The sequence below is a fragment of the Pseudomonas sp. RW10S2 genome, from assembly GCF_014268985.1.
Lineage (GTDB): Bacteria > Pseudomonadota > Gammaproteobacteria > Pseudomonadales > Pseudomonadaceae > Aquipseudomonas > Aquipseudomonas wayambapalatensis.
On sequence record NZ_JABWRO010000012.1, the window covers coordinates 22,833 to 37,725 of the forward strand.

Genomic DNA, 14,893 nt, shown 5'->3' on the forward strand with positions numbered 1-14,893 from the left:
GTTGGTCAACCAGGCACCAGTGGTCATGGACTGCAAGCTGGACAAGATTTTCTACGGCAACTTCATGGCGGTCCGCGACAGCCATGTACCGATCGAAAAGAACAAGATCACCGGTTTCATCGGCCCGTCCGGCTGCGGCAAGAGTACCGTGCTGCGTAGCCTCAACCGCATGAACGACCTGGTGAAGGGCTTCCGCTTCGAAGGCCACGTGCACTTCCTCGGCCAGGATGTCTATGGCAAGGGTGTGGACCCTGTGGTCGTGCGCCGTTACATCGGCATGGTGTTCCAGCAACCGAACCCGTTCTCGATGAGCATCTTCGACAACGTCGCGTTCGGCCTGCGCCTGAACCGCTACAAGGGCGACCTCGGCGACCGCGTCAAGCACGCCTTGCAAGGTGCAGCCCTGTGGGATGAGGTGAAGGACAAGCTCAAGGTCAGTGGCCTGTCGCTGTCCGGCGGCCAGCAGCAGCGCCTGTGCATCGCCCGTGCCATTGCCACCGAGCCGGAAGTCCTGCTGCTCGATGAACCCTGCTCGGCACTCGACCCGATCGCAACCCGGCGCGTTGAAGAGCTGATGGTGGAACTGAAGAAGGACTACACCATCGCCCTGGTGACCCACAACATGCAGCAGGCGATCCGTGTTGCCGACACCACGGCATTCTTCTCGGTCGATATTTCCCAGGGCACGCGCACGGGCTACCTGGTCGAGATGGGCCCGACCACCCAGATCTTCCAGAACCCGCGCGAACAGCTGACCAGTGACTACATCAGCGGCAAGTTCAGCTGATGTAGTCACTCGACCGAAGCGGTTGGATGTCGCAGGCCAGGATGGCCGCTGCGACAGTCCGACCGCTTTTACTTTTTAGTGTTTCCAGAGATTACTTATGCGTGCGACGCGTCGTCTTGACCTGTCAGCGGTAGAACGCGCACTGCGGGATGTGCAGCGGCGTTTCACCGAGCTCAGCAAGCACTTTACCGAACCGCGTGATCCGTTCACCGATGAGGTGCTGCAAAATGTGCTTGAAGGCTATGCCCTGATTGACGACTATGTCGCGCGGGGTATCGACCTGTTCGACCTTCAGCAGCTGAACCTGATGCTGGAGATCAACGCCACGGTGCTGTGTGGCAGCGATCCTGAACGTCGAGTGGAGTTCGCCCAGCACCTGATCGCCACCGAAGAGCACTTCTTCAACAACGTCGAAGGCGGCATCAAGGATCTGTACAACTGGTATTGCTCGTATGGCAGCGATTCGGTGTGGAAACGCGCAGCAGGCGTGTATGTTCGCATCCTGAGCAAGCCGCAGCTGTTCATTGAAGGCAACAATCGCACGGGGTCGCTCATCGTCAGTTATCTGCTGATGCGCGCAGGGCTACCGCCGTTCGTGCTGACGCTGGACAACGCCGAGGGCTATTTCAACCCGTCCTCGGTTATACGCAACTCTGCCAAGCATGGTGTAAAGGCCTTGTACGAATTGCCCAAGATCAAGAAGAAGTATGCGGCGTTCCTGGAGGCGCAGGCGCCCGATCCCGAGACGTTTTTCCTGAGCGACGCGTCGGCACGCACCTGTCAGGAGGGCCGTTGATGGGCAGGTATCCGAAGCTCAAGCAATGGCAGGTCGGCAGTCGCCAGGCCTGGCACGGCGTCACGCGGGCGTTCAGGCAGCCGCGGGTGCGTATTTCCTTTGATATCGATGACACGCTCGCCTGCCTGCCGCACCATAGCCCGGCCGAGCACAGCAAACTGCCGGAGTTCGTTCATCGCTGGCTGGGTGAGCCGCTGCGCATCGGCACCCGCGCGCTGATCCGCGATCTGCGCCGCCAGGGCTACAGCATCTGGATCTACACATCGTCCGGGCGCACGCCGTCGTACATCAGGCGTTGGCTGCTGCTCTACGGCATCCGTGTCGATGGTGTGGTCAACAGCGACCGGCACCAGCAGGTCCTGTCGGCGAACGGCCTTGCCAAGGCACCTTCGAAGTTCCCGCCGGCGTTCGATATCGACCTGCATGTCGATGACTCCGAAGGCGTGCGGATCGAAGGTGACGACCATGGCTTCCGTGTGGTCGTCGTCTGTCCGAAGGATGGGAACTGGACACAGAAAGTCATGGACGCAGCGGTCGAGGTCCAGGCACGACTGGCCTGGCAGCAAACCGCCCAGGCTTGAAGCGAGCAGGCTCCGGGCGGGGCCAGCGTTTCGCGTTACGAAACAGTCAATTCAGCTGCGCGGCGTATTTGCGCAGGTGTCGCTTGGTTAGAGTTTTCGGCGTGACGCCACGAACTCCCTGGAACGACCCATGACCGACGTATCCCAGCAGAACCAGCCCCTTGCATGTGCTGGACACCCATCTGGCACGCCACGAGTTCCTGGCCGGGGATATCTACACCATTGCCGACATGGCCGTGTGGCCCTGGTATCCCGGCAGCCTGCTGGGCGTGTACGGTGCGGGCGAGTTCCTCGAAATCGAGCAGTACACCCATCTGCTGCGTTGGTACCACGCCATCGCCGCGCGTCCTGCGGTGGCGCGGGGCAGGGTGGTCAACCGCACATCCGCGGCCCCGGGCGAGTTCTTGCGCGAACGGCATGATGCGGCTGATTTCCAGTCATTGACCTGAGCCTGCAGGCGGGGCGGTGCGGCGTTTCTCATAGCGCACATCGCGCTCATCGACCGCTGCGCGCGAAACCCAACCGGCACGCTGGTAGAAGCCGTTCGCACGGATCGCCTGATCGCCATCGGTGGTCAGGTGAATCACTTCATGACGCTGGAACAGCACGCGTTCGGCCTGCTCCAGCAGCAATCGACCGATGCCCTTGCCTTCATGCTGCGGGCGCACGAACAGGGCGAACAGCTCACCTTCGTCCAGATCGATCATGGCAAAGCCGACCGCCTCCTGCCGGTATTCGGCGATCCAGGCGCAGGGCGCCTCGCGAATGGCTTCGGTGAGGGTGGTCGCGGTAATGCCCAGATCGTGCATCTGCTCGCGCGAAAGGTGGTTCTGCTTCACGCTGGTCCGAATGTCGAACAGCAATTCGATATCCTCGGGCAGAGCCAGGCGCAGGGTCGGGGTCATGAGGGAACGTCCTTGTCGATGCGTGCGAGCCTGGCAGCATAGCGCAGTGCGTCCGACAATCCTCCCTACCTGCTCACCCCAACGGGTGATTCCCTGGCGCACAGGCCCATGGCACCATCCGATCAGCGGAATTCCAGGGGGCACAGACGTGCAAATCGATCAGCTTTCATCAGTCCAGTGGTTCGAGGCGATGGCGAAAGTCACCGCCGCCATCGGCGCCCAGGGTTTCGCCACGGCGCTGTTCGACGCGCTGGCCTTGGTCGGCCCGGTCAAGGCCAGCACGGTGTACCTGTATCCCCGCGAGGGGCTGCCGTCGGCCTGGTCGGAATGCGATGGGCCTGGCCCCTGGCGGCCGGAAGGCAACGTTCGACGCTACCTGTCGGGCTTCTACCTGCTGGACCCGTTCTATGAAGTCTGCATCGAAAGCGTTCACTCAGGCTGCTATGCGCTGGGTGACGTGGCGCCCGATCACTTCAAGCTCAGTGAGTATTACCTGGCGTTCTACCGCCATTCCCACCTCGAGGACGAGATCAACTACATCCTGCAACTGGATGAAGGCCTGAGCCTGGCAGTGTCGTTGGCGTTCACCGATGAACTCGACGACGCAGCGAAGTCACGCTTCAAGGCCATCAGCCCCTGGGTGCTGGCGGTGCTGGCCAAGCATTTCGACGGCTACCAGGGCCGCGGCGGACGCGTGGACAAGGTCTGGGAGCAGCGCGTGCATGCCGCCCTGAGCAATTTCGGATCGTCCTTGCTGACCGAGCGCGAGTGCCGGATCGCCCAGCTCATCCTGCGCGGGCACTCGACCCGCTCCCTGGCCGAGCGTCTGAAGGTGTCGGAGGACACCATCAAGTCCCATCGCAAACACGTCTACGCCAAGCTCGACATCGGCACCCAGTCCGAGCTGTTCTCCCTGTTCATCGATGCCCTGGCCAATGCCCATGGAGTGTTGGAGCGCGACCCGCTGGAAAGCTACATGGGCAAGACGCGCTGATATGAAAACGCCGACGCATCATCGTCGGCGTTTTTAGGCCGGTGTTGTCAGTCTGCCATCTGCAAGTCAGGCAGTTTCACCCGAAACGCGCGCGTCAGGCCGATCAGGAACACCACGCCCAGGCCCATCCAGCACAGGCCGATGGTGAACGACAGGCTCGACAGGCTGGTCCACAGCCACAGGGTGCTGAGGAACCCCAGGCCCGGAATCAGGCCATAGCGCAGGCAGTTTGCCGTGCCGCGCAGCTTCTGGTCGGCCAGGTAGTGCTTGACCACCGCCAGGTTGACTGCCGAGAAGGCAAACAGGGCGCCGAAGCTGATCATGTTGGCGACGGTATCCAGGCTGATGAACAGCGCACTCAACGACACCATCCCGACCACGATGATCGCGAAGGCGGGCACACGCTTTTTCGTCACCAGTTGACCGAAGGCACGGGGCAGGGCGCCGTCGCGGCCCATGGCGAACAGGACCCGCGACACACTGGCCTGAGAAGCCATGGCCGACGCGAAGCAGCCTGCCACGTAGGTGGCGGTAAAGGCGCTGGCCAAGAGATGGCCACCAGCGCTGTTCATCACCTCCACCGGTGCCGAGTCAGGGTTGGCGAAGCTGCTCCAGTCCGGGTGGACCAATTGCGCGAAATAGGACACCACGAGAAACAACAGGCCGCCGATCAACGACACCGCCATGATCGCCCGCGGAATCCGCCGGGTGGGGTCGGCAGTCTCCTCGGCCATGGTCGAGACGGCATCGAAGCCTACGAACGACAGGCACAGCACCGCCGCGCCCGCCATGATGGCCGAAATGCTGAAACCCTCGTGGTAGAAGGGTGCGGTCAGCGAGATCGGTTGTGTCTGAGCGGACAGGCTGTTGATCGACAACGCCACGAACACCACGATGAATACCAGTTGTGCGACCACCAGGATGCCGTTGACCCGGGTCACCGACTCGATGCCGATCAGGTTGAGGAAGGTCACTGCGCTGATCGACCCGAGCACCCATACCCAGGCATGCACAGTCGGGAAGTATTCCGACATGTAGATGCCGATGAGCAGGTAGCTGAGCAGCGGAAGGAAAATGTAGTCGAGCAACAGTGTCCAGCCGGCCATGAACCCGGCGTGGGCGCCGAACGCTTTGCGTGTATAGGTGTAGACCGAGCCGGAGTAGGGGTGTGCCTGGACCATGCGCCCATAGCTGTAGGCGGTGAACAGCATGGCGCCGAGGGTCAGCAGGTAGGCGGTCGGCAAGTGGCCCTTGGTGGTCTGGGCTACCAGCCCGTAGGCGGAGAAGACTGCCAACGGCACCATGTAGGCGAGGCCGAAGAGTATCAGCGCGGTCATGCCCATGGAGGTGCGAAAGCGCGTGCTGGACGGTGAGTGAGGCGTGGAATGCGCTGCGGTTGTCGTTGTTGTATGCATTGCTGACTCCTGATGTGGGGATGCAGGACGCCGCGGTAGGCGATCATGCTCGCTACCGGTGAAGGAGAGGTGGTGGGCTGGATGCGGGGGCGTGGCCCCTCGCTCAAGCGCTGCGCAGGCGTAGGCGGGAGCGGATTCGGCGCAAGGGACTGAAACGTGCGTTCATGGCGTTGTTCTCTTTATTGATTGGGCACGAAGGGGGGCCGCGTTTCTGGGCCTTGGCGCATGCTCCCATAGCCGATTCGCCTCCGAAATCACCCGTTGGGGTGAGCCGGTTACGAGGCTGGGGACCTCACCCCAACGGGTGATTTCGCACGGTTGCTGGCTGCTGCAAGCTTCAGGGGCGTCTCCATACCAACAAGGAAAACCGCCCATGAACGCGCCTTTCGCACCCCAACGCCAGACCCGTGACTACCAGGCCGCCGATGCTGCACACCATATCCATGCCTTCCTCGACCAGAAGGCGCTCAACGCCGAAGGCCCGCGGGTAATCGTCGGCGGTGAGCGGCTGCATCTGTGGGACAGCGAAGGCAAGCGCTACCTGGACGGCATGTCGGGCCTGTGGTGCACCCAGCTCGGCTACGGGCGCAAGGACCTGACGGCCGCCGCTGCGGCGCAGATGGACCAGCTCGCCTACTACAACATGTTCTTCCACACCACCCACCCGGCCGTGATCGAGTTGTCCGAGCTGCTGTTCAGCCTGCTGCCGGGGCACTACAGCCACGCGATCTACACCAACTCCGGCTCCGAGGCCAACGAGGTGCTGATCCGTACCGTACGCCGTTACTGGCAGGTGCTTGGCCAGCCGAACAAGAAGGTCATGATCGGCCGCTGGAACGGCTACCACGGCTCGACCCTGGCGGCCACGGCGCTGGGCGGTATGAAGTTCATGCACGAGATGGGCGGGCTGATTCCGGATGTGGCGCACATCGATGAACCCTACTGGTATGCCGCCGGTGGCGAGCTGAGTCCGGCGGAGTTCGGTCGGCGCTGCGCCTTGCAGCTGGAAGAAAAAATCCTCGAGCTCGGTGCCGAGAACGTCGCCGGTTTCATCGCCGAGCCATTCCAGGGCGCCGGCGGCATGATCTTCCCGCCGGAAAGCTACTGGCCGGAAATCCAGCGCATCTGCCGCCAATACGACGTGCTGCTGTGTGCCGACGAGGTGATTGGCGGGTTCGGGCGTACCGGCGAATGGTTCGCCCACGAGTACTTCGGTTTCGAGCCCGACACCCTGTCGATCGCCAAGGGCCTGACCTCGGGCTACGTGCCGATGGGCGGGCTGGTGCTGAGCAAGCGTATCGCCGAAGCACTGGTGGAGCGCGGCGGCGTATTCGCTCACGGCCTGACCTATTCCGGGCACCCGGTGGCCGCTGCGGTGGCGATTGCCAACCTCAAGGCGCTGCGCGACGAAGGCATCGTGCGTCAGGTGAAAGACGATACCGGGCCCTACCTGCAGCGCATCCTGCGCGAGGTGTTCGCCAACCATCCCTTGATCGGCCAGGTGCAGGGCGCCGGGCTGGTGGCTGCCCTGCAGTTCGCCGAGGACAAGGCCAGCCGCAAGCGCTACGCCAACGAGAACGAGCTGGCCTGGCAGTGCCGGACTTTCGGCTTCGAAGAGGGCGTGATCATTCGTTCGACCTTGGGACGGATGATCATGGCACCCGCGCTGGTGGCCAACCACAGTGAGCTGGACGAACTGGTGGAGAAGACCCGCAAAGCGGTCGATCGCACCGCGCAGGCGCTGGGCAAGCTCTGAAGCGGCTGCGCTACCTTTTCCAATCAACGGTTCCTGGAGCACAACGTGCACGATTCAACCTACTGGCAGCAGCAAGCCGCCAAGCTGACTTTTCGCGATCAAGCCATGATCGGCGGCCGTTTCGTGGCCGCCGCAGGTGGCGCGACGTTCGATGCGATCAACCCTGCCACCAATCAACTGCTGGCGCGGGTCGCCGCCTGTACCTCTGAGGACGTCGACCGTTCCGTGGCCAGTGCGCGGCAGGCGTTCGAGCAAGGCCCGTGGGCACGCATGGCGCCGACCGAGCGCAAGCGCGTGATGCTGCGTCTGGCCGAGCTGATGCTGGCCCACCGCGAGGAGCTGGCGCTGCTCGAATCGCTGAACATGGGCAAGCCGGTGCTCGATGCCTACAACATCGATGTGCCGGGCGCCGCCCAGGTCTTCGCCTGGTATGGCGAGTCGCTCGACAAACTCTACGACCAGGTTGCGCCCACTGCGGCCAATGCCGTGGCCACCATCACCCGGGAACCGATCGGTGTGGTCGCAGCCGTGGTGCCGTGGAACTTTCCGCTGGACATGGCGGCCTGGAAGCTGGCCCCGGCGTTAGCGGCCGGCAACAGCGTCGTGCTCAAGCCTGCCGAACAGTCGCCGCTTTCGGCGCTGCGCCTGGCCGAGCTTGCGCTGGAGGCCGGCATTCCCGAAGGGGTGCTGAACGTCGTGCCGGGGCTGGGCGAGATCGCCGGCAAGGCACTGGGCCTGCACCCTGAGGTCGACTGCCTGGTATTCACCGGCTCCACCCAGGTGGGCAAGTACTTCATGCAGTACTCGGCGCAGTCGAACCTGAAACAGGTGTGGTTGGAGTGCGGTGGGAAAAGCCCGAACCTGGTGTTCGATGACTGCAAGGACCTGGACCTGGCCGCAGAGAAAGCCGCATTCGGCATCTTCTTCAACCAGGGTGAGGTCTGCTCGGCCAACTCACGACTTTACGTGCAGCGCTCGATCCATGACGCGTTCATCGAGCGCCTGATCGCCAAGGCGCGCGACTGGCTCCCCGGTAATCCGCTGGATCCGGCCAGCCGCGCCGGCGCCATCGTCGATGCGCAGCAGACTTCGCAGATCATGGCCGCGATCGGCCGCGCACAGGAGGAGGGCGCGCTTCTGGTGGCCGGTGGGCGTCAGCTCAGCTTCAACGGCTCCAGTAACTTCATCGAGCCGACGATTTTCACCCATGTCGACCCGCAGTCGTCGCTTTCGCGTGAAGAGGTCTTCGGCCCGGTACTCGCAGTGACGGCCTTCGACACTGAAGAGGAAGCTATCCGCCTGGCCAACGACAGCGTCTATGGGTTGGCCGCCTCGGTGTGGAGTGACGACCTGAACCGCGTGCACCGGGTTGCCAGGCAGCTCAGGGTCGGCAGCGTTTCGGTCAATACCGTCGATGCGCTCGATGTGGTCGCCCCGTTCGGCGGCTACAAGCAGTCGGGCTTTGGGCGCGACCTGTCATTGCATGCGTTCGACAAGTACACCCAGTTGAAGACCACCTGGATCCAGCTGCGCTGACCCCTGGGCGCCGTGCTCAATGCCGTGGCGGCCTGGCACAGTTCAGCGCCGCCACGGCGACTGCCAACGCCGCCCCGGCATAAGCCCAGATCGCTGGCACCTGCGGCAGCAGCACACCGGCCAGCATCGGCCCGAGCCCGGCGCCGATGTCGCGCCACACGGCATTGCTGGCCAGCGCCTGAATGCGCGCGTGCGGATTGCGCAGCGCGACGAGGGTCATCACAAGAGGTAGTTGCAAGGCGCGCAGCACCAACACGAAGAAGGCGCCGATGAACAGCCAATGGCTGGCGAACACCAGCAGCGCCAGTGAGGTGGCCAGCGACAGCACCACCAACATGCGCAGTGCGCCGAAGCGATCTGCCAGGCGTCCGCCGAAGGGGCTGAAGAGCATCTCGCTCAAATAGCGCACCGCCATCAGCACACCGGCCACCAGTACCCCCGACTCGCCCATGTGGACTTGCGCATACAGCGAAAGGCCGAAAATGAACAGACCGTCCAGCGTCACCCCTTCGATGAAAGACCAGGTGGCGATGCTGTCCGGCAGGCGCAGGCGCCGACCGCTGCGCACGGGAATGTCATGGCCTCTGGAAGGCAAGGCGCGGGCCCGCCACAGGCCGCACAGGGCGCTGATGCACAGCACGAAGAACACCGTACGCGGGCCATAGGCCTGGGCCATCAGCGCCCCCAGCGGCAAGGCCAGCATGGGGCCGATGGCCAGGGTCGCCCGCGAACGCCCGGCGCGGCGGGCTGCACCCTGTGCCTCGGCCGTGGCGAGGGTCTGGGTACTCAAGTTGAAGGTGGCGAAGCACAACCCCCAGACCAGGCGCAGTACCAGCAGTGCGGCGAATCCGGAAAGGGTGGCGTTGCCCAGCGCACACACCGCTGCAGCGAAAGCCGCCAGGCTGCACGCTGCGCGATCGCCATGGCGTGCATAGAACCGCACCACCCAGCCATAGCCGATGATCCGCACCAGGCGATTGGCCGCCAGCAATACCCCGGCCTCGACCAGCGTCACACCGAAGTCCGCTGCGTACATGGGCAGCAGCAGGTAGAGCAGCACGTCACTGGGCAGGCACAGGCCGAGCACCTGGGCGGCGTTGCGCGAATCTCGGTCGGCGCGCAGGGTTTGCGCCGGTACGGCAGCGGACGACATGACAGCCTCGTGGCAGGGGCGGGGTGCGCAGCATAACCTGCTGGTGCATGTCGGTAACACTCGCGTCATGTCGGCGGGGAAGGCTGGCCGCCGTCAGGGCACCGCTCCTGACACCGCATTAAGCAAACGTGCGGAGAAATCGTGAATAAAATTGCAGGTTATCGTGGGAAAAATGTGTTTTTCTCATGTGGCTGTTACTCCTGACGATCCTCCCATCGAATTTCCCCCAGGGTAGGCAGCCTACTTCGCTGGCGGTCTGCTGGAGGATTGCAGCCCCCTTGAGCTGATCAGCACCATCAGCACCATCAGCACGATGGACACATTCCAGAAGATGTTCCAGAGCTCCATTCCAGTTTCTTGGGATCTCAGACAGAGCCTCGCGTCTTTCAGGCACTGGAAGTATTTAGTCGCCATGCACCTGATCTCGGTATCCGAGAGTTTCGCGTCAAGTTCACATTTCTAATTGTAACGGCTCGCGCGTAAAAACACGCAAACTTGCAATCAGCGCATTTTCTCGATCGCATGTTTTCTGTATGAAGCTTCCTGCCAGGTCAGACGGAAGAGCAAAAAGCTGTAGGTAGATTCTGATGTGCCATGAACAACCTTTCCGTGTATAGAAATACCTGTTCTCATAACGCCGTGGTCGGCTTACAGATAACCCGGTTTAGTCTAAACATTTGTTGTCGTGCTCCAGGCTGTGAAGTGGAAGACCAACACAGCAGCCGGCCAGAAAACTGAATTGCTCAGTCAGTCCAGATAAACCATTAGGCGGAGTCGAATACTCAAGTAAATACCTTGAGCCTCGATTGTTTTTTTGCGGTAATTTTTCCAAGGATACGCGGGTCCACTCGCGGAAAAAGGACTAACAGTGACTATTGAACTTCCTCCAATTAACGTAACTGCCACTGCGCCGGGGTACGCTCCTCCTAAGGGCGGAGTTTTTCCTGGGCCAAATCCGGGCTACGTTCAGCTTGAGCAGGCACGTCAGCGAAACGAAAGTTATGGCGCGGGCTTGTGGCGGGAAATGATGATAAAGGTTTGCAATGAGCAAAAAACTTACATGCTAGATGGTGTTATTGGGGCAACAGGGATTATTAATGCGTTCAAAGTCGACTGTCTGACATTGCAGTGGGCCGATACGTTCAAGGCTCACAATCCATCACAGAGCGCGGCTCAAGCTCTTAATTATGTGTGGCATAATACCCAGCCGCCGAGAACCATACCCGAAACTCATATGCCACAAGAGTTCTCTGGCGGTGTGCTAACCCCTGTCGCTGCCCTTGGTCACTTTTTGTATGGTGGCGGGTCGCAAGCGAGTACAAGCATTAACTCTCTTGGGTTGAACCTAAATGCTACGCCTATTCCTGCTTTGGATCAGGCCCTTATAAGCTCGTCCGTGGGTAGTAGTCGTATTGTTTTGGATAAAGTGCCTTACAATACGGCGAATGATTCATGGCTCACTGGGCTTTGGCTTGGTAATATCACGTTAAAAATTGAAGGTAGTGTCACAAAATATGCAGATGGGCGTATCAGTTTCGATGGCGAGGCGAGAGCTTATAATGATATTTATGATGCCAATCCAGGTAGTTGGCGCAGCGCGTTTGGGGAAAGCGCCACTCAAGTTCTCTCGGAAATTCAAAGGCATCTTGAGGCAGAAAACTACGCTATCGAGATTAAGGGGGCTTATCCCATCTCGCTGCAAAAATAACTAGCTGTGTGCGCCCAAGTTAAGGGCGCTTTTTAAGGGGTTGAGCAACATGTTTGCATTTTTTAAAAGCGGCTTTCCTCTGTTTGTGATTTTATTGGCTGACTTGGTTTTGTGGTTGGCTCTACAAGGAGATATCGATTTGGGAGGGGAGAATTCTGGTCCTTACAAATATTTTGTTATGTATGTCCTGTATTTTACCTTTTTTGTAGTAGTGCTCTCTGTCGTGTCGGTCGCAGTTAAAAGTCTGTCTGAAAGTAGGGTTGTGCAAAAGCTGGCATATTGTCTTTTGGACATTCCCTGCGCGCTCTTTTGCTTGGTTGCTGGCCTTTTGAGCTTGGCGGTGGCATTGAATGGCACGAAACTTTCAGCTATTCCAGCAATTCTTTACATGATTGCTATGATTGTTTTACTTATCCCTAGGCTTCTAATTGGGCGTACTTCTTGATTCAATATTCTGGCTCTTTTCCAGAGAAGGTTGTAGGAGCCACGTCGGCGATGAGGGTCTCAGTCGCCGCATCAACGACATGAGCACCTGCGAGTTTCAAGAGTGAATTTTTTATTTTCCTAATGCCTTGCTAAGTTAGCGCGACTTCACTGCCACAATCGGTTGAGCTGCAGGAGCGACTCACAGCCCAATTTTCTGCTAGCAAGGTGTTGACCATGCACGGCGAGAGGTGGCTGACATTTCGTTGCGCCGTTCATCCGTTGCGCCGGAATAAAAACGAATCCTTCAGGGTGTATCGAACTCGCTTGTGTAGGCCTCCACAAAAGCGAGAACCCCATGAAAACGAATCTATTGGCCACAACGCTGCTAGCTGCCTGCTTTACGATGCTCGGTGGCTGTTTCGAGCGTGATAACGACCATCCGGCCAAGGACGCCGATCCAAGCAAGCCGTCGCTGCAGATGCAGCAGCCCGATACACCCACGACCAACCCGTCCCCCGAGACCAAACCGCAAAATCAATGAGCGAGGTAGCGGGCATGGTGGCGATGACGAAAGGCTGGGCGGCAACCGCCAAGGCGAGCGATGGACTTGAACATCGCTACCGTGCCCTGCTCGAGGGCCGTGACCCGACGGCCGAGGCTTGGCTGGGCGAGCAACTGGGCCATGTCCGCACGCTGGCGGACGACTTGCCGGATGATCCTGGGCAACTGCCGGATTGGGCCGCTGCCCATGCGCAGCGGGTCGCCGGGGAGCACGCGGCCTATCTTGAACAACGCCGTCAGGGTGCTCCACGCCGTTACTTCGACAACCGGGCGCAGGCCTTGTGGTTCTTGCAGCAGGTCGCGCCAACCAAGGCGGTCGATGGCGCATGGCTGCACGGCACCCTCTGGCACTGGCGCGACCCTCGGTTTCACGGGCTGATCCGCACCTTCCTCGAAGAGCTGGGTGACGGCGACCTGCGCCGCAACCACGTGCTGATCTACCAGCGCCTGCTCAGCCGTCTCGGCTGCCTGCAGAGCGCACCGCTAGCCGCTGAACGTTACCTGCAGGGCGCGCTGCAACTGGCCCTGGGGCAGCGCTGCGAGCGCTTCCTGCCGGAGGTGATCGGTTACAACCTGGGGTACGAGCAGCCCCCCTTGCACCTGCTGATCACCACTCATGAGCTGGCCGAGCTGGGCATCGACGCTCATTACTTCCAGTTGCATGTGACCATCGACAATGCCGCCAGCGGTCATGCACGGCGCGCCCTGGAGAGCTTCGCCGAACTGTCTGTGGATCAGGGGCCGGCGTTCTACGAGCGGGTCAGGCAGGGCTATCGGCTCAATGACCTGGGTATCGACACTCCGTCGCTGATCGCTTCGTTCGACCTGCAGGCCGAGTTGCTCGGCGCGTTGGAGCGCAAGCGTCCATACGGGCAGTGCATGCATTCGGACAGATGTCGCCTGCAAGGGCGCACCATCAACCAGTGGCTTGCCGAACCCGGTGCGATACCCGGTTTCCTGGATGCATTGCAAGCCCAGGGTTGGATCAAGCGCGACAGCGATCCCAGGGAAAGCCGCTTCTGGGCGCTGATCGACGGTCCGGTGGCGGCCATGTTCGGTGTGTTCGATGCCTATGAAAAGCAGCTCTGGCACGACTGGATCGCCGGCACCTGGCAGGGCGCCGGGATGCGTCGAGTGCCGCCCGGGCAATGGGAGCAGGCGTTGCAACTGGAGGAAGAGGCGCCTTGCGAAGCGCAGGCAGCGGACATGGCTGCACTGATCGAAGCGATGGCCGGCAATCGCCATTCCACGCCCCAGGGCCTGCGCGCAACCCGCTCATTCATCCAGGCTACCGGGTTGATGAGCGGAGGGCCGAACTGATGCTGCTCGACCAAGACCAGAGGCGTGCCGACGAGGCATTGCTCCAGCTGGGACGTCGGCTGCGCGCCGACGGCTATCGTTTCACCTGCGTGACCCCGGCGACCCAGGGCAGGGTCAATGCCCGCAGTGAAGCGCACCGGGCTCGAACGCTGCGCGATGTGTTCGGCTGGAGCCGACCGTTCGAAGCGTCGCTGCTCAGCGCCGACGAACTGGAACAGCTGCGTATCGCCGGTGTGCTGGAGCCACAGGGTGCGCTGTGGCGCAGCAGGGTGCGCTGGTCGAGCCTGGATGACCTGCTGCTGGTGCACTCCGCCTGGCCGACAGACAGCCGCGACGAGGTGTTCTTTGGCCCGGACAGCTACCGGTTCGCCCAGGTGATCCAGGATCACCTGCAGCACAGCCCACAGCGCGTGCAGCATGCCGTCGACATTGGTTGCGGCAGTGGCGTCGGCGCGTTGCTGATCGCCCGGGCCGCGCAGCATGCGCAGGTCACTGCGGTGGACATCAACCCTGTGGCCTTGCGTCATACCGCAGTCAATGCCGCACTGGCCGGCGTGGCCAATGTCTCGGTAGCGCTCAGCGACGTGCTCGACAGCATCGCCGGGACGTTCGACCTGATCGTCGCCAACCCTCCCTACATGCTCGACGCGGGCGAGCGCGCCTACCGCCACGGAGGTGGCGCGCTGGGCGCCGAACTGTCGCTGCGCATTGTCGAGCAGGCCCGTGAGCGGCTGTCGATCGGCGGCACGTTGCTGCTATACACCGGTGTCGCCATCGTCGAGGGGCGCGACGCGCTGCTCGAAGCCGCCCGCCTGCGCCTTGCCGGGCCTGCGTTTGGTTGGTCCTACCGGGAACTGGACCCGGACGTGTTCGGCGAGCAGTTGCTCGAGCCTGGATACGAGCAGGTCGAGCGTATCGCCGCCGTTGCCCTGACCGTCACGCGTCGGGGCTGATG

General features: G+C 61.4%; 14 protein-coding genes and 2 pseudogenes. 13 read left to right on the forward strand and 3 right to left on the reverse strand.

Annotated elements, in window-relative coordinates; genetic code table 11:
* Positions 1 to 25: 25 nt before the first annotated feature.
* From pstB to HU729_RS04595, 4 genes and pseudogenes are all read left to right on the forward strand, one after another.
* The gene (gene pstB, locus HU729_RS04580; RefSeq protein WP_238343281.1) at positions 26 to 787 is read left to right on the forward strand and encodes a phosphate ABC transporter ATP-binding protein PstB; all 762 of its coding nucleotides are present in this window, start codon (positions 26 to 28) and stop codon (positions 785 to 787) included.
* A gap of 97 nt (positions 788 to 884) precedes the next feature.
* Entirely contained in the window at positions 885 to 1,583 is a 699-nt protein-coding gene (locus HU729_RS04585) for a hypothetical protein (protein ID WP_186708591.1), read from the forward strand.
* The gene (locus HU729_RS04590) at positions 1,583 to 2,164 is read left to right on the forward strand and encodes a hypothetical protein (RefSeq protein ID WP_186665227.1); all 582 of its coding nucleotides are present in this window, start codon (positions 1,583 to 1,585) and stop codon (positions 2,162 to 2,164) included. The genes HU729_RS04585 and HU729_RS04590 overlap by 1 nt, the downstream gene beginning before the upstream one ends.
* 161 nt (positions 2,165 to 2,325) lie before the next feature.
* Positions 2,326 to 2,613: pseudogene (locus tag HU729_RS04595) on the forward strand (glutathione S-transferase C-terminal domain-containing protein); the annotation flags it as partial.
* On the opposite strand, the gene HU729_RS04600 reads toward HU729_RS04595, so the two are convergent.
* Positions 2,602 to 3,069 carry a GNAT family N-acetyltransferase gene (locus HU729_RS04600; protein WP_186708594.1) on the reverse strand — a complete coding sequence of 156 codons (468 nt, stop codon included), beginning with the start codon at positions 3,067 to 3,069 and terminating at the stop codon, positions 2,602 to 2,604. The pseudogene HU729_RS04595 and the gene HU729_RS04600 overlap by 12 nt on opposite strands.
* A 190-nt stretch (positions 3,070 to 3,259) precedes the next feature.
* Here HU729_RS04600 and HU729_RS04605 point away from each other — a divergent pair, with 190 nt between their 5' ends.
* Positions 3,260 to 4,063, forward strand: a complete 804-nt coding sequence (locus tag HU729_RS04605; protein ID WP_186708595.1) for a helix-turn-helix transcriptional regulator — start codon at positions 3,260 to 3,262, stop codon at positions 4,061 to 4,063.
* Positions 4,064 to 4,110: 47 nt separating this feature from the next.
* Here HU729_RS04605 and HU729_RS04610 read toward each other — a convergent pair whose 3' ends face one another.
* Positions 4,111 to 5,478, reverse strand: a complete 1,368-nt coding sequence (locus HU729_RS04610) for an APC family permease (RefSeq protein ID WP_186708596.1) — start codon at positions 5,476 to 5,478, stop codon at positions 4,111 to 4,113.
* A 373-nt stretch (positions 5,479 to 5,851) separates the two neighbouring features.
* Between HU729_RS04610 and HU729_RS04615 the strand changes: the two genes are divergently transcribed.
* Positions 5,852 to 7,234: an aspartate aminotransferase family protein gene (locus HU729_RS04615; protein ID WP_186708597.1), complete on the forward strand. Its 1,383-nt coding sequence runs from the start codon at positions 5,852 to 5,854 to the stop codon at positions 7,232 to 7,234.
* Positions 7,235 to 7,279: 45 nt separating this feature from the next.
* Positions 7,280 to 8,770, forward strand: coding sequence for an aldehyde dehydrogenase family protein (locus HU729_RS04620; RefSeq protein ID WP_186708598.1), 1,491 nt, complete (start codon positions 7,280 to 7,282; stop codon positions 8,768 to 8,770).
* A gap of 16 nt (positions 8,771 to 8,786) precedes the next feature.
* Here the strand turns inward: HU729_RS04620 and HU729_RS04625 are convergent, their stop codons facing one another.
* Positions 8,787 to 9,923 (reverse strand): MFS transporter, encoded by a 1,137-nt coding sequence (locus HU729_RS04625; protein WP_186665215.1) that lies wholly within the window; start codon positions 9,921 to 9,923, stop codon positions 8,787 to 8,789.
* A gap of 235 nt (positions 9,924 to 10,158) precedes the next feature.
* Between HU729_RS04625 and HU729_RS25735 the strand changes: the two are divergent.
* From HU729_RS25735 to HU729_RS04655, 6 genes and pseudogenes are all read left to right on the forward strand, one after another.
* A pseudogene (locus tag HU729_RS25735) lies at positions 10,159 to 10,263 on the forward strand (putative oxygenase MesX); the annotation flags it as partial.
* 528 nt (positions 10,264 to 10,791) lie between these two features.
* Positions 10,792 to 11,631 carry a lipid II-degrading bacteriocin gene (locus HU729_RS04635; RefSeq protein WP_186708600.1) on the forward strand — a complete coding sequence of 280 codons (840 nt, stop codon included), beginning with the start codon at positions 10,792 to 10,794 and terminating at the stop codon, positions 11,629 to 11,631.
* A gap of 49 nt (positions 11,632 to 11,680) precedes the next feature.
* Positions 11,681 to 12,076, forward strand: a complete 396-nt coding sequence (locus tag HU729_RS04640) for a hypothetical protein (protein WP_186708602.1) — start codon at positions 11,681 to 11,683, stop codon at positions 12,074 to 12,076.
* Between the two features lie 336 nt (positions 12,077 to 12,412).
* A complete protein-coding gene (locus HU729_RS04645) occupies positions 12,413 to 12,598 on the forward strand; it encodes a hypothetical protein (RefSeq protein ID WP_186708604.1) in 186 nt (61 codons plus the stop codon).
* A gap of 14 nt (positions 12,599 to 12,612) precedes the next feature.
* Positions 12,613 to 13,938, forward strand: a complete 1,326-nt coding sequence (locus HU729_RS04650; protein ID WP_186708634.1) for an iron-containing redox enzyme family protein — start codon at positions 12,613 to 12,615, stop codon at positions 13,936 to 13,938.
* Positions 13,938 to 14,891 carry a class I SAM-dependent methyltransferase gene (locus HU729_RS04655; protein ID WP_186708606.1) on the forward strand — a complete coding sequence of 318 codons (954 nt, stop codon included), beginning with the start codon at positions 13,938 to 13,940 and terminating at the stop codon, positions 14,889 to 14,891. Before HU729_RS04650 ends, HU729_RS04655 begins: the two co-directional genes overlap by 1 nt.
* Positions 14,892 to 14,893: the final 2 nt, after the last annotated feature.

What these genes read in the sequence shown, in the direction of transcription:
- HU729_RS04640 (WP_186708602.1), top strand. Translation starts at nt 11,681, where the DNA reads ATGTTTGCATTTTTTAAAAGCGGCTTTCCTCTGTTTGTGATTTTATTG.
- HU729_RS04605 (WP_186708595.1), top strand. Translation starts at nt 3,260, where the DNA reads ATGGCGAAAGTCACCGCCGCCATCGGCGCCCAGGGTTTCGCCACGGCG.
- HU729_RS04655 (WP_186708606.1), top strand. Translation starts at nt 13,938, where the DNA reads ATGCTGCTCGACCAAGACCAGAGGCGTGCCGACGAGGCATTGCTCCAG.
- HU729_RS04645 (WP_186708604.1), top strand. Translation starts at nt 12,413, where the DNA reads ATGAAAACGAATCTATTGGCCACAACGCTGCTAGCTGCCTGCTTTACG.
- pstB (WP_238343281.1), top strand. Translation starts at nt 26, where the DNA reads ATGGACTGCAAGCTGGACAAGATTTTCTACGGCAACTTCATGGCGGTC.
- HU729_RS04590 (WP_186665227.1), top strand. Translation starts at nt 1,583, where the DNA reads ATGGGCAGGTATCCGAAGCTCAAGCAATGGCAGGTCGGCAGTCGCCAG.
- HU729_RS04650 (WP_186708634.1), top strand. Translation starts at nt 12,613, where the DNA reads ATGGTGGCGATGACGAAAGGCTGGGCGGCAACCGCCAAGGCGAGCGAT.
- HU729_RS04600 (WP_186708594.1), bottom strand. Translation starts at nt 3,069, where the DNA reads ATGACCCCGACCCTGCGCCTGGCTCTGCCCGAGGATATCGAATTGCTG.
- HU729_RS04585 (WP_186708591.1), top strand. Translation starts at nt 885, where the DNA reads ATGCGTGCGACGCGTCGTCTTGACCTGTCAGCGGTAGAACGCGCACTG.
- HU729_RS04625 (WP_186665215.1), bottom strand. Translation starts at nt 9,923, where the DNA reads ATGTCGTCCGCTGCCGTACCGGCGCAAACCCTGCGCGCCGACCGAGAT.
- HU729_RS04610 (WP_186708596.1), bottom strand. Translation starts at nt 5,478, where the DNA reads ATGCATACAACAACGACAACCGCAGCGCATTCCACGCCTCACTCACCG.
- HU729_RS04615 (WP_186708597.1), top strand. Translation starts at nt 5,852, where the DNA reads ATGAACGCGCCTTTCGCACCCCAACGCCAGACCCGTGACTACCAGGCC.